Annotated in this window: 13 protein-coding genes; 8 read left to right on the top strand and 5 right to left on the bottom strand. The window is 65.8% G+C overall.

Features of this window, described 5'->3' with window-relative positions; genetic code table 11:
* Positions 1-54 precede the first annotated feature (54 nt).
* The gene (locus ACPUD7_RS03050; RefSeq protein ID WP_425119087.1) at positions 55-690 is read left to right on the top strand and encodes a DUF1345 domain-containing protein; all 636 of its coding nucleotides are present in this window, start codon (positions 55-57) and stop codon (positions 688-690) included.
* 23 nt (positions 691-713) lie between these two features.
* Here ACPUD7_RS03050 and argE read toward each other — a convergent pair whose 3' ends face one another.
* The 3 genes from argE to ACPUD7_RS03035 all read right to left on the bottom strand — a co-directional run bounded on the left by argE (position 714) and on the right by ACPUD7_RS03035 (position 3,613).
* Positions 714-1,889: an acetylornithine deacetylase gene (argE, locus tag ACPUD7_RS03045; protein ID WP_425119086.1), complete on the bottom strand. Its 1,176-nt coding sequence runs from the start codon at positions 1,887-1,889 to the stop codon at positions 714-716.
* 363 nt (positions 1,890-2,252) lie between these two features.
* Positions 2,253-3,113, bottom strand: coding sequence for a class I SAM-dependent DNA methyltransferase (locus tag ACPUD7_RS03040; protein ID WP_425119085.1), 861 nt, complete (start codon positions 3,111-3,113; stop codon positions 2,253-2,255).
* 59 nt (positions 3,114-3,172) lie between these two features.
* Complete coding sequence (locus ACPUD7_RS03035) at positions 3,173-3,613, bottom strand: hypothetical protein (protein WP_425119084.1); 441 nt, start codon at positions 3,611-3,613, stop codon at positions 3,173-3,175.
* 228 nt (positions 3,614-3,841) lie between these two features.
* On the opposite strand from ACPUD7_RS03035, the gene ACPUD7_RS03030 reads away from it, so the two are divergent.
* Positions 3,842-5,158: a DUF445 domain-containing protein gene (locus tag ACPUD7_RS03030; RefSeq protein WP_135537726.1), complete on the top strand. Its 1,317-nt coding sequence runs from the start codon at positions 3,842-3,844 to the stop codon at positions 5,156-5,158.
* Positions 5,159-5,265: 107 nt separating this feature from the next.
* Here ACPUD7_RS03030 and ACPUD7_RS03025 read toward each other — a convergent pair whose 3' ends face one another.
* Positions 5,266-5,661, bottom strand: a complete 396-nt coding sequence (locus ACPUD7_RS03025; RefSeq protein WP_425119083.1) for a VOC family protein — start codon at positions 5,659-5,661, stop codon at positions 5,266-5,268.
* Positions 5,658-5,990, bottom strand: coding sequence for an ArsR/SmtB family transcription factor (locus ACPUD7_RS03020; RefSeq protein ID WP_425119082.1), 333 nt, complete (start codon positions 5,988-5,990; stop codon positions 5,658-5,660). Before ACPUD7_RS03020 ends, ACPUD7_RS03025 begins: the two co-directional genes overlap by 4 nt.
* A gap of 195 nt (positions 5,991-6,185) precedes the next feature.
* Here ACPUD7_RS03020 and ACPUD7_RS03015 point away from each other — a divergent pair, with 195 nt between their 5' ends.
* The 6 genes from ACPUD7_RS03015 to ACPUD7_RS02990 all read left to right on the top strand — a co-directional run bounded on the left by ACPUD7_RS03015 (position 6,186) and on the right by ACPUD7_RS02990 (position 12,984).
* Entirely contained in the window at positions 6,186-6,962 is a 777-nt protein-coding gene (locus ACPUD7_RS03015; protein WP_425119081.1) for an ABC transporter ATP-binding protein, read from the top strand.
* Positions 6,963-6,970: 8 nt separating this feature from the next.
* Complete coding sequence (locus ACPUD7_RS03010; RefSeq protein WP_425119080.1) at positions 6,971-8,383, top strand: FtsX-like permease family protein; 1,413 nt, start codon at positions 6,971-6,973, stop codon at positions 8,381-8,383.
* 11 nt (positions 8,384-8,394) lie between these two features.
* Positions 8,395-9,777 carry an FtsX-like permease family protein gene (locus tag ACPUD7_RS03005; RefSeq protein WP_425119079.1) on the top strand — a complete coding sequence of 461 codons (1,383 nt, stop codon included), beginning with the start codon at positions 8,395-8,397 and terminating at the stop codon, positions 9,775-9,777.
* Between the two features lie 200 nt (positions 9,778-9,977).
* On the top strand, positions 9,978-11,315 hold the full coding sequence (dnaB, locus tag ACPUD7_RS03000) for a replicative DNA helicase (protein WP_135537731.1): 1,338 nt from the start codon (positions 9,978-9,980) through the stop codon (positions 11,313-11,315).
* A gap of 46 nt (positions 11,316-11,361) precedes the next feature.
* Entirely contained in the window at positions 11,362-12,021 is a 660-nt protein-coding gene (locus tag ACPUD7_RS02995; RefSeq protein ID WP_425119078.1) for a hypothetical protein, read from the top strand.
* Between the two features lie 42 nt (positions 12,022-12,063).
* Complete coding sequence (locus ACPUD7_RS02990) at positions 12,064-12,984, top strand: LysR family transcriptional regulator (RefSeq protein WP_425119077.1); 921 nt, start codon at positions 12,064-12,066, stop codon at positions 12,982-12,984.
* Positions 12,985-13,022: the final 38 nt, after the last annotated feature.

Below are 13,022 nucleotides of genomic sequence, written 5' to 3'. Positions count from 1 at the left end.
TGCAACAGTGGAAGGGTGGCCCGCCGATCACCGGCATGAGCGAACGGAGAGTCCATGAACAGGCTGTTCATCAGCGCTGGCAACCGATTGGTCGCCTCGATCGTCCTCGGTCTCGTCGTCGGCGTCGTCATCGCGCTGGTCGAGGCCGCCGCATTCGCGACACTCGTCGGGATCACCGTTGTCACCACGACCTTCGTCATCCTGGGCACGGCAGTGCTGTGGCCCATGGACGCCGAGGCGACTCAAGCGAATGCGAAGCGCGAGGACTTCCGGCCCATCATCGACGAGGTCGTCGTCACCGTCGCCCAGCTGCTGGGCATCGGCGGCATCGTCGGTCTGCTCATCATGGGAGGATCCGATGCCGGACCCCTGCCGGCAGCGATCGCCCTCCTCGGTGTGTTCATGTCCTGGGCCGGCCTGCAGCTGCTCTACTCCGCCCGGTACGCTTTCCTATACTTCGACGGTGACGAGCCGGCGGGCATCGACTTCAACACGGATGTCCCGCCGAGATATCAGGACTTCCTCTACTTCGGGTTCTCCGTGGGCATGTCCCTCGGAGTGCCCGATACGAGTGTGTCGACCACCGAGATCCGGGCCGTGTTGCTGCGCCACAGCCTCCTGTCCTACATCTTCAACGCCGTCATCCTCGCCACGGCGATCAACCTCGTCGTGGGAGTGTTCATCGACTGAGTCCGAGGGAGGCGTCGGGGAGCTCAGTCAGTGCTGAGATCGGCGATGAGGGCGTCGATGAAGGATTCGCAGGCGGCGATCTGCTCGAGTTCGATGAACTCATCGGGAGCGTGCGCCTGGGCGATGTCTCCGGGCCCGCAGACGACGGTCGGGATGCCCGCGTTCGAGAACAGCCCCGCCTCAGTGCCGTAGGTGACCTTGTCATCGGTGGCGATGCCGCCCCAGTTCGCGGCGAGGTCGACGATGTCGGCACCGGCGGGAGTCTCGCAGCCGGGGGCACCGGCTTCGATGGTGAAGTCGACGCCGGCGGTGTCGTTCTCGGCCGCCATCTGGCGACCCAGGCGCGCGGCTTCGGCGCGGAAACGGGCGATGAGCTCTTCCCGATCGACCGAGCCCAGCGATCTGAACTCGAACTGCACGCTCGCCTCGGCGGGGATCGTATTGACGGCGATGCCGCCGCTGAACGTGTTCGCCGTGACCGAGGTGAACGGCACGACATAGGCCTCGTCGAAGGGTCCCTCGGTGCGGAATTCGGCGGCGACCGCGTGGACGAAGGCGACGAACTCGGAGGCGTAGGCGATGGCGTTGACGCCTTCGGGAGTGAGCGAGGAGTGAGCGGCCACACCGTGGAAGTCGACGCGGAAGACGTTCATCGACTTGTGACCGCGGATGACGCGCATGCTCGTGGGTTCGCCGACGACGCAGCCGCGAGGTGCCAGCTGCGCCTCGGTGATCGCTTCGACGAGGGACACCGCACCGACGCATCCGATCTCTTCGTCATAGGAGAAGGCGAGGTGGATGGGTTCGCGCAGCTTCGCGGCCGCCAGGGTCTCGAGGCGGGAGAGGATGACGCCGACGAAGGACTTCATGTCCGCACTGCCGCGGGCATAGTACTTTCCATCGCGGATCTCGGGTGCGAATGGGACCGATGACCAGTCCTGGCCGTCGACGGGGACGACATCGGTGTGACCGGAGAGGACGACTCCGCCGGTCTTCGTGCCGTCGGCGGCGGGTATGGTGGCGAGCAGGTTGGCCTTCGTGCCCTCGGGATTCGGGATCCGCAGGAAGGTGATGCCGGCGGCTTCGAGGCGGGCTTCGACGTGCTCGATGAGCGGGAGGTTCGAGTCCCGGCTCGTCGTGTCGAACGTGATGAGATCGGTGATCTCGGAGATGGTGGCCTCGGCGGGCTGAGCTGGCACGACTGCTCCTGACGGTCGGATGCTGATGGCGTCGATCCGGTCGTCTCGCTGAGTCTGTGGCGCAGAGCCCGTGCGGTCCCGGCGCAGGACAGCGGTGACCAGACCCCTCTCACTCTACGGGTCGGGCTTCGCCAGCGCGCCACCGGCCCGGTGCCTGGACGTGGAGCACCCCGGCCCGTGCCTGGACGCGGAGCATGCCGGCCCGTCAGCGTCACAACCTCCCGGCAGCCGCACAACCTCTCGCCAGCCGCACAGCCTCCCGTTGCACCGGTGCGTTGTGGCGGTAAGAGTCCGGTGTGGCGGGAACGGTGAGGGATGCTCAGCCCCTGGCAGGGGTGTGTGGGGTGTGCGAGCGAGAGATCTTCAGACTCCAGCGAGGATCAGCAGGGCTTCATTTCGTGTTTCGAGTCCGTCGTCAGGGATTTCGGCCGACAGCTCTTCGCGCATGACCGCTCGCTTCACCGGATCCATCGTCAGCTGAGCCGAGTAGGTGAACAGCATCGACAGCCAATTGTGCCTCGAATACCAGAGATCTTCGGCGAAAACGGATTCGTGCGGCGTGAAACCGGAGGCACGCAGCTGTGTGAGGGCAGGGTGCTCGACAGCGTCGAAGTTGCCCGCGGTCTCTGCCGTGCCCGGGTCCGCTGGCGTGCTCGGGTCCGCAGCAGTCCTCGGATTCGGTGCAGCACCCAGATTCGGTGCAGCACCCAGACTCGCGGTCGTGCCCTCGGCGTGGAAACGAGCGGAGATCGCATCGAGCCGGTCGCGGAACTCACCCTTCGGTTCGATATCGTTCCAGGCCAGGGCCAGTTTTCCCGCGGGTTCGAGCAAGGTGCGGATTCGCGGCAGAGCAGCAATCGAGTCTACCCAGTGGAAGGACTGTCCGAAGCTGATGAGGTCGAACATGCGGCCGTATGCCTCCCAATCCTCGAACGTCGAGATCTCCACTTCGAGGCCCTTGGACCTGGCGACCTGTGCCATCGCGGTGTCCGGTTCGACCGCGAGGATCTCAGCCCCTGCGTCCCTCAGCTGGGTCGCGAGGATGCCGGTTCCCGAACCGACGTCGAGGATGCGCGGGTCGCCCGTGCGAGACTCGGCGGTCGTCCTGGCTGCCTGCATGATCTCCGTGATGAGTGGGGCAGGATACTTCGGCCGGTAGGCGTCGTAGTCTCGGGCCACCTCGCCGAAGGATTCCGCCCGCTCACGATCCTCGAAATACTCCATCCACCGAGCCTAGCGTTCATGGGCGGCTCGGAGCCGCCTCGGCGAGTTGGGGGTTCTGATCAGATACTGATCGACTCGGGCTCGGGGAACTCCGCGAAGCTCAGCTCGTCATCGGTCGGGGCCAACTCGAGATAGCTGGGAATGTCGTCGTCGATGAAGAGCAGGAGCATCGCCCCGGATACACCGGCAGTGAGGACGATGCGATCCGACCAGTCCCCGTCGCCGCCTTGGTCGTTGCGTTTGTCATCGTCGGTGCGATGTCTGGGGCGCATGCCGATGCTCGGGCAGATGCCGCAACCACATTCATTTGTCACCAGCACCTCGCCGAGGCTGTTCTCCCAGGTCCGTCTCCGTTCGGCCGTGATCGGCACCGGCGGGTCCCAGGCGTCTCGCTGCTGAGAAGTGAAGTTCGCGTAGTCCGATTCGTCGGGAGAGGTCGTGGCACAACGGATGATGAACAGCGCGACACTGTGTTCTCGGGCGGTCAAGGGGCGGGCCATGGTGGTACTTTAACCCGATTGACGGCGCGCTGGGAGCTCTTCTCCTACAGGCAGCGGCTCAACCACCCGGTCCAACGGGGCGCTATGTCGGCAACGGGGCGTTGTGCGGTCAACGGTGCCTTATGTGGCCGACGCTCGGACTCCCCGCCGAATTCCCAGGTGAGAATCCGCCTGCGGATGCGGGTTGAGGGCCGTGGTTTCGCTAAAGTCGTTGAGCAGGGGGTAACGATGTCGATCGAGAAGACACCATCCGTTCCGCGCTTCGGTGCGGCAGGTGGAACCGGCGGGCCGGCCGAGCTCACGGCCGAAGACCAGGAGCGCGCTCGCGGGCTGAAGAAGATGCGCACACTCGCGCTCTCGTTGCTCATCCTGGCCACGCTCATCTTCCTGTCCACTCATCTCTTCACCGACAACACCGGTGTCTGGGGTTTCGTCTCCCGCGCCTCGGAAGCCGCGATGATCGGCGCGATCGCCGACTGGTTCGCCGTCACCGCGCTCTTCCGCCACCCCCTCGGCCTGCCGATCCCGCACACCGCGATCATCCCGCGCAAGAAGGACACCCTGGGCGCGAGCCTCTCGGCCTTCGTCGCCGCGAACTTCCTCCACGCCGAGGCGGTGTCGACGAAGATCCGATCCGCCGAGGTGTCTCACCGGGTCGGAGAATGGCTGGCCAAACCGGGCAACCGTGACATCGTCGTCGACCGTGCCGCAGGCGGGCTCGAGTACGTGCTCGCGCGCATCGACGATGACTCGATCGCGGCACTGACCAGGAACGTCATCATTCCCAGGCTCGTGGCGACTCGCAAGACACCGGTGCTGGCACAGCTGCTGCGCCAGATCGTGCTCGACGGAGCCCACCACAAACTCGTCGACCTCATCATCGCCGAGGCGTACACCTGGCTGCGCGACAATCCGCAGGTCATCGACGAGATCGTTCACAACCGGGCACCGTCCTGGGTACCCGATTTCGTCAACGAACAGCTGGCGAACCGGCTCCAGCGTGAGGTGCTCGGCTGGGTCGCCAACGTCCGCGACGACGAATACCACAAAGCCCGGCAGGCCCTCGACGCCTGGCTCGTCGACCTCTCCGACGACCTCGACTCCGAGACCTCGCTGTCACAGCGAGCCGAGGTCATCATCAACGACCTGCTCAGCCAGGACGGGGTCATCGAATCGGTGCTCGAGATCTGGACCTCGCTCAAGGCGCTGCTGCGCGAGGCGATCATCGACAGCGACGGTGAAGTGCGCGCCCGCATCTGGCAGCTCATCGGTGAATTCGCCGACCGGCTGCAGTCCGACTCGGACTTCTCCCGCCGCATCGACGATCGGATCGCGACCACGGCCGGCGACCTCGCCGAGAGTTTCGGCCCCGAAATCGCCAGCGTCATCTCCGACACCATCGAACGGTGGGACGCGAAGGAAGCCGCCGAACGCATCGAACTCTACGTCGGCCGCGACCTCCAGTACATCCGCATCAACGGCACCGTCATCGGCGCCCTCGTCGGACTCCTCATCCACACCGTCATCGTGCTGCTGCCGGGGTGATCTCGGAGCAGGGCGGGTTCTGACGGCGACTTGGACAGAGCTGTCCGATGAACTCAGGGATGCGCGGTTGCCGAGTGCGGCATTGCTGACTCGGTACGTGCTCGGCGTCAGGCGCCGTCGGACTGGTGGACGAGCTGGATGAGATTGCCGACCGTGTCGTCGAGGACGGCCGTGGTGATCGGACCCATCGTGGCGGGCTCCTGAGTGAACGTCACTCCGAGGCTCTTCAGGCGTTCGTACTCGGCCTGGACGTCGTCGACGGCGAACTGATTCATCGGGATCCCATCGGCCACGAGCGCCTCGGTGAAGGGCGCCACCGCGGGGTGCGAATTGGGTTCGAGGACGATCTCGACCCCATCCGGCTCCTCCGGTGAAACCACGGTCAGCCACCGGGGACCGCCCATGTCGATGTCGTGTTTGAGCACGAAGCCGAGCTTGTCGGTGTAGAAGTCCAAGGCCTTCTGCTGATCGGTGACGAAGATGGATGTCCAGTTGATCTTCATGATGATTCCTCTGTGGCGGTGGGTTCCCGGTTCGCGTTCTCGCGTCCGGTTGACGAAATCGCGTCCTGTGGCCAGCGATCGGCGATCGCCGTCAATGGGGTGGGATCGATCTGGTGGAACTTGAATCGACCCTCTTTCCTCGACCTGACCAATCCGGCCGATTCAAGGGTCTCGAGATGCTGTGACACCGCCTGCCTCGACAGGCCGAGGCCATGCTTGGTGGCCAGGCGGGCGCAGATCTCGAACAGCGTCTGTTCGTCTCGGACGCAGAGCTCATCGAGGATCGTGCGCCGCGTCGGATCGGCGATGGCGCGGTAGATGTCAACCACACCGAAAACAATAGGCAAGTCAGCACTTGCCTGTCAATGCGTTCGCTGCTGTCAGTATGCTCGCTGTCGAGGCTGTCGAGGCTGTCGAAGGTGCAGATCCGTATCGGTTTTCCGTTTCCGAAGGTCGGGTTTTCCCGCAGCGGTCGACAGGGTGACTTCATAGTGGCGAGGGCCGTCGGACGAGAGCATGGAGACATGACTTCTTCACAGACCCCTGCACAGCATCTTCCCTCCATCATCACTGCCGGCGGCGTCACCAAGCACTTCAATCAGACCTATGCACTCGCCGGCATCGACCTCACGATCGGACTCGGCGAGTCCCTGGCGATCATGGGGCCCTCCGGTTCGGGCAAGACCACCCTCCTCCACTGTCTGGCCGGCATCATCCATCCCGATGACGGTCGCATCCGCCTCTCGCCGACCGACCGCAGCGCGGCCGCGGACATCACCTCGCTCAAGGAGTCCGGGCGCACCGCCCTGCGCCGCGAAGTCTTCGGCTTCGTCTTCCAGCAGGGACTGCTCCTGCCCGAGCTCACCGCCCTGGACAATGTCGCGCTCGCCGCCATGCTCGCCGGAATGAATCGCTCGGACGCCACCAAGCACGCGCGGGCCTGGCTCGATCGCCTGGGCCTGGCCGAACACGTCACCAAACGCATCGGACAGCTCTCCGGCGGACAGGCCCAGCGAGTGGCGATCGCCCGCGCCCAGGTCACCCAGCCCGTCGTCACGTTCGCCGACGAACCGACCGGCGCCCTCGACTCGCGCACCTCCGCCGAGGTGCTCACCGAGCTGCTCGACTCCACGACGGGCCGGGGGTCCACCCTCGTCGTCGTCACCCACGATGAGAACGTCGCCGCCCGCTGCTCCCGCATCGTCAGGCTCGCCGACGGTCGCATCGTCGCCGACTCCGCGCTACAGGGCACCACCCACCAGGCCCCGGCCCACCAGCCCCGAGTCCAGAACCACGGATGAGGGCACCGATGAATCTCCTTCCCATCCTCCTGTCCCGACAGTCCCTGACCTCGACGACGGCGAAGCTCGTGGGCATCGCCTTCTTCTCCTGCTCGACGATCTTCCTCACCGTCGCCGCCGGTGCCTGGGCGTTCACCGACCGCCCCGAAGTCACCGGATACGCCGAGGTCGCCGGGCTCTACCAACTCCTCGCGGTCCTCGCCACTGTCTTCCTCGTCGTTCCCGCGACCAGCCTCGGAGTCGCCTCGGCGAAGCTCAGCGCTCGCCGCCAGGACGAACGTCTCTCGACGCTGTCCCTGCTCGGCGCGAAACGCAGCACGATCCGGCTCGTCGCCGTCGCCGAACCCTTCATCCCCGCCTCACTGGGCATCCTCGCCGGAATCGGCGGCTACCTGCTCGTCGCCTGGCCGCTGAGGTTCATCTCCTTCGTCGGCGAACCCCTGGGCTATCAGGGCCTGCTAATGCCGATCTGGCTGCTCGCTGCGGTCGTCGCGGGCCTTCTGATCGTCTGCCTGCTCGCTTCGCTCATCGGCCTGCGGAAGATCACGATCTCCCCGCTGGGCGTGCGCACCCGGTCCCTGGCACGGAGGTTCCCCCTGGCCCGCGTCATCGCGACCATCCTGCTCGTCCTCGTCGTGGCCATCGCCACCTACGTCTCGACTCAGATGCGGCTGTCGACGACGGCCACCATCATCTTCAGCATCGCAACGATCGGCATCGCCCTGCTGCTCATCAGCGTCATCGGTGTCCTGTGCATCCGCATCCACGCCGGCATCTCGGCGCGCATCGCCCGAGGTCCCGCCTCGGTGATGGCGGCCGGAATGATCGCCGACGCCCCCGGACAGTACTGGCGTCGGGTCGCCGGGCTGGCGATGATCACTTTCATCGCCGTCGTCGGCGGGGCGGGAACGGCGATGATGCGCGGCGGTCAGGAGGACTTCACCGCCGAGGACCGAGCCGTCATGGGCCCGTACCAATACCTCGGCGACGACATCTTCACCGGGCTCATCCTCACCCTGGTCATCGCCTTCGTCCTCGTCATCGTCTCCGCCACGATCAATCAGGCCGCAGACATCCTCGACCGTGCCACGACCTACCGCGAGCTCCACGCCGCCGGAATGACCCAGCAGATGATGCACCGGGTGACCGTGAACGCGGTGATGTCGCCGATCCTCCTCGTCACCGTCGTCTCCCTGTTCCTCGGTGGGATCCTCGCCTGGCTCATGGCGTCGGTGAGCGACCTCGGCGATCCATTCACCATCGGAGTCGTGACCGCCGTCCTCGTCGGCGGGGTGGCGATGGTGTGGTTGGGTCTGCAGTTCACACGCCCCCTCGTCCGCCGGGTCACCGAGGCGGAGCCCGAGAACCGGGCCCCCGCCGAGGCGGCCGCGCAGGCTTCCCCGACACTGACCCGGGCCTGAGAGGAGATCCCTTGTCCACTTCATTTCGCACCGTTTCCCTCGTGCTCGGGCGTCGGTCGCTGACCTCGCCGACTTCCGTGCTCGTGGCAGCAGCCTTCTTCGCCTGCGCCACACTGTTCCTCACGGTGGCGGCGGGTGCCTGGATGTTCTTCCAGATCCCACCGAACCCGGACCCCGCCGAAGCGGGATTCGACATCATGTACAAGACCCTGGCCGCGTTGGCCACGGCACTGCTGATCATCCCCGCAGCGACTTTGGCCTCGGCTTCGGCCACCCTGTCCGCCCGCCGACAGGACGAACGTCTGTCGACGATGTCGCTGCTCGGAGCCGAACGCAGACAGATCACGGCACTTGCCGTGGCCGAACCTCTCATTCCCGCCCTGGTCGGGATCGTTCTCGGCGTGGTCGGCTATGTGGGTCTGGCGCTGCCGGTCAGCTTCATCCACTTCATGGGCCGGCCCATCGGGTACGAGAACATGCTCATGCCGGCCTGGCTCGTCCTCATAGTGGTGGCCGGACTCGTCCTCGTCTGTGCAGGTTCGGCGCTCATCGGGCTGCGCAAGGTCGCGGTCTCCCCGCTGGGTGTGCGGACGAAGAGCCTGGACCGGAAGTTCCCCGTGGGCCGGGTCGTGGTCACGGTGCTGGCAATCTGTCTGCTGCCGGTCGTGTACGCACTGACCCAGAGCGGCGGCCTCGGCGTGGGAGTCATTCTGGCCGCAGTGGTCGGCTTCTTCGCGCTCGGTCTCATCGTCGTCGACCTCGTCGGCGGACTCCTCGTCCGCTGGTTCGCTCACCTCAGCGGCAATCGCGCGGCCACCCCCGAACGTCTCATCGCCGCCCGTCTCGTCTCCGACGAGCCGAAGAGGTTCTGGCGTCGGGTCTCGGGACTGGCGATGGCCGCCTTCACCGCGGCCGTGTGCGGGTCCGGCGTGGCCCTCATGCAGCTCGGACTCGACACCGCCGAGGACCCGCAGTCAGGGATGAGAGAGAGCGATATCCACCTCTTCCACGACCTCTTCACCGGAGTGCTGCTCGTCATGGGCATCGCGATCGTGCTCATCGCCGTCTCGGCGGTGATCAACCAGGTCGCCGACATCCACGACAGGGCCGACACCTTCTCCGACCTCTTCGCCGCAGGCGTCGACCCCCAGCTCATCCACCGCGCACTCGTGCGGGCCGTCATGGCACCGGCGATCTGGGTGTCGCTGCTGGCCGGAGGGCTCGGTCTGCTGCTCGTGCTGCCCTTGGCCGGGGCGGCGCTCGTGTTCAAACCGGTCACGTTCCTCACGATCCTGCTGACCGTCGTCGTCGGCATCGTCATCATCCGTGCCGGACTGCAGCTGACGAAGCCGATCCTGCACTCCGTGGCCACGGCCGGGCGGGCTCGGGACTGAGAAGTCCGCACCGTCACCGAGGCGGCTCGCCGGGTCACGGTGGGCTGCCTCGGTGACGGTGTCCGGAGGCGCCGGCGGATACGATCATGTCCGTGCCGGAACCTACCATGGTCGGTGTCCGGTCGCAGCGGTGGCCGGGTACAGTTGGAGCGCACCACATGGGGTGGGCGAAGACGAGGCTGTGAGGAAGAGGAACACGATTGAGCAACGACCAGGGCTATGACGGTCTGAGGACCCCGCCGCAGGACGTCGAGGCCGAGCAGAGTGTGCTCGGTGCGATGCTTCTGTCGAAGGACGCCATCGCCGACTGCGTCGAGACGATGAAGGGCGATGACTTCTACAAGCCCGCTCACGAAACCATCTACGAGGCGGTCCTCGACCTCTACTCCCGCGGCGAACCCGCGGACTCGGTGACTGTGGCGAACTACCTGACGAAGACCGGCGACCTCGCCCGCGTCGGCGGTGCCGCCTATCTGCACACTCTCATCTCCTCCGTTCCGACCGCGGCCAACGCCGGCTACTATGCCGCGATCGTCAGCGAACAGGCCGTGCTGCGCCGCCTCGTGGAGGCCGGCACCCGCATTGTGCAGATGGGCTATGACGCCGAAGGCGACACCGACGACGTCGTGAACTCCGCGCAGGCGGAGATCTACAAGGTCACCGAACGTCATACCACCGAGGACTACGTCATCCTCTCCGACATCCTCGGCGAGGTGGCTCAGGAGATCGAGCGCAACGGCAACACCGACGGGCAGACCGCGGGCGTGCCCACCGGCTTCGTCGAATTCGACAACCTCACCAACGGTCTGCACCCGGGCACGATGATCGTCATCGCCGCCCGCCCCGGCGTCGGCAAATCGACGTTGGCGCTCGACTTCATCCGCTCTTCCGCGATCCACAACGATCAGGCCGCTGTGTTCTTCTCACTCGAGATGGGCAAGAACGAACTCGTCATGCGTCTGCTCTCCGCGGAGTCGGAGATTCCGCTGCAGAACCTGCGTCGTGGCGAGCTCAGCCCACACGACTGGACGACCTTGGCCGCGACCGAAGCCCGCATCAACAGTGCCCCGCTGTTCGTCGACGATTCGCCGAACATGGCGCTGACCGAGATCCGCGCGAAATGTCGCCGCCTCAAACAGCAGCACGATCTCAAGATGGTCTGTGTCGACTACCTGCAGCTGATGTCCTCGGGCAAGCGCGTCGAATCCCGTCAGCAGGAGGTCTCGGAGTTCTCCCGGTCGCTGAAGCTGTTGGCCAAGGAGCTCGAGGTTCCTGTCATCGCGCTGTCTCAGCTCAACCGCGGCAGCGAACAGCGCACCGATAAGCGGCCGATGATCTCGGACCTGCGTGAGTCCGGTTCGATCGAGCAGGATGCGGACCTCGTGCTGCTCATCCACCGTGAGGACATGTACGACAAGGAACACGAACGTGCCGGTGAGGCCGACATCATCGTCGCCAAGCACCGTGCCGGTCCGACGATGGACATCCCTGTGGCGTTCCAGGGCGCGAAGTCCCGGTTCGTCAACATGCCGCAGTGATGAGCGGTGCCCGGATGGACAGCGCCGGAAGGAAAGGAATGGCGGCGTGAGGGACCGACGTCGGAATCGGGGCAGCCGGAACCCCCTGAGCATCGTCATCGTCGGCGCCGTCTTCCTCATCGGCACCGGAGTGGTCTTCGCGCTCGGCTACCTGATTCCGTCCGCGCAGCTGCTGACCATCGTCCTCGGGGTCCTCGTCTTCGTCGGAGTCACTTTGGCGATGCGCATGATCATGGGCAGCGCATGGGCGTATTGGTACACCGGTCCGGTCGTCGCAATCGCCCTCATCGGCACGGTGATGCTCGCCGAGGATGTGGCCCTGTCACAGTCGGGCGAAGTCACCGAGGTGGTCGTCGTCGACCACAAGGTCGAGGTGAAGACCCGGCACGACTCGAGTTCGTCCCGGTCTCGGAAGGCCTACACGCACACCTACACCCTCGAGCGCACCGACGGCAGTCCGGTCGCCGAGCCGCTCATCTACCGCGGCAAGGACGGCTTCGATGATTTCGACGAGGGCGATACGATCACGGTCCTCATCGACCCCGAGGGGACGGCACCGACCCAACCGGTCGACGACGTCGACTTGGGCAGCGATATCGGCGTCATCGTCACCGGACTAGTCGCCTCGGGGATCGTGTTCTTCATCTGCGGAATCGTCGTGCTGCTGAGATGGACGCGCTCGCCAGCGCCGCAGATCGTCCGCTGAGGACACGGCACGAGGTGATCGTCTGTGCCTACTATGGCAGGCATGGACACCACCCCCAATGACCTGCTCGTGCTGCTGGCCGTCTCCCGCACGGCGAAGTTCACGACAGCGGCACACCACTTGGGGCTGACCCATTCGACGGTCTCCCGACGCATCGCGGCGTTGGAGAAATCCCTCGGCGGCCGTGTCCTGGCCCGCGCTGACAGCGGGTGGGAGCTCACGGAGCTCGGAGAGCGGGCCGTGGTCGTCGCCGAGCAGATGGAGGCGGCAGTGCTCAGCCTCGGCGAACAGGGACAGGCGCCGGATCCGGTGGCAGGAGTGGTGCGGATGACCGCCACCGACGGCTTCAGTGCCTACGTGGCCTCTCCCGCGGTGGCCAGGCTCCGACGCCGACATCCGGGCCTGAGCGTCGAGATCGTCACCGTCACTCGCCAAGCCCTGCAGCAGAGGTCGGGGCTCGACATCGAAGTCGTCGTCGGCGAACCGCGCGTGCACCGGGCGGAGGCGGTGAAGCTCGGCGACTACGAACTCGGACTGTACGCCGCACGCGACTATCTGGCCGCCCACAGCACTCCCTCCTCGGTGGACGAACTGAGCGAACACCGACTCGTCTACTTCGTCGACTCCATGCTCCAGGTCGACGATCTGGACGCACCGACGCGGCTCTTCCCCTCAATGAAAGATGCCCTGACTTCGACAAACGTCTTCGTCCACGTCGAAGCCACCCGAGCGGGTGCCGGGGTCGGATTCCTGCCGTGCTTCATGGCTGATCGCCATGCGGACCTCGTGCGCCTCTTCCCCGACACGGTGGCCGAACGTCTGCCCTACTGGATGGTGCTGCGCCCCGACTCGCTGCGCAGACCCGCCATCGCCGCGGTCGTGCAGGCCCTGCGCGACCAGACCGTCGCTCACCAAGAGGCGCTCTTGGGTCGGGGCCGAAAGACCGGTGACACGAGGGAGTGAGTCCGGCTCGGGCAGGTGCTCACCGGAACGACCCCCTA

Source organism: Brevibacterium sp. FAM 24630, from assembly GCF_049804075.1.
Taxonomy (GTDB): Bacteria; Actinomycetota; Actinomycetes; order Actinomycetales; family Brevibacteriaceae; genus Brevibacterium.
Note: the sequence above shows the minus strand (reverse complement) of the source record. Positions and strands in the feature narration are given on the sequence as shown.

What these genes read in the sequence shown, in the direction of transcription:
- ACPUD7_RS02990 (WP_425119077.1), top strand. Translation starts at nt 12,064, where the DNA reads ATGGACACCACCCCCAATGACCTGCTCGTGCTGCTGGCCGTCTCCCGC.
- ACPUD7_RS03035 (WP_425119084.1), bottom strand. Translation starts at nt 3,613, where the DNA reads ATGGCCCGCCCCTTGACCGCCCGAGAACACAGTGTCGCGCTGTTCATC.
- ACPUD7_RS03050 (WP_425119087.1), top strand. Translation starts at nt 55, where the DNA reads ATGAACAGGCTGTTCATCAGCGCTGGCAACCGATTGGTCGCCTCGATC.
- ACPUD7_RS03025 (WP_425119083.1), bottom strand. Translation starts at nt 5,661, where the DNA reads ATGAAGATCAACTGGACATCCATCTTCGTCACCGATCAGCAGAAGGCC.
- ACPUD7_RS03010 (WP_425119080.1), top strand. Translation starts at nt 6,971, where the DNA reads ATGAATCTCCTTCCCATCCTCCTGTCCCGACAGTCCCTGACCTCGACG.
- ACPUD7_RS03015 (WP_425119081.1), top strand. Translation starts at nt 6,186, where the DNA reads ATGACTTCTTCACAGACCCCTGCACAGCATCTTCCCTCCATCATCACT.
- ACPUD7_RS03040 (WP_425119085.1), bottom strand. Translation starts at nt 3,113, where the DNA reads ATGGAGTATTTCGAGGATCGTGAGCGGGCGGAATCCTTCGGCGAGGTG.
- ACPUD7_RS03030 (WP_135537726.1), top strand. Translation starts at nt 3,842, where the DNA reads ATGTCGATCGAGAAGACACCATCCGTTCCGCGCTTCGGTGCGGCAGGT.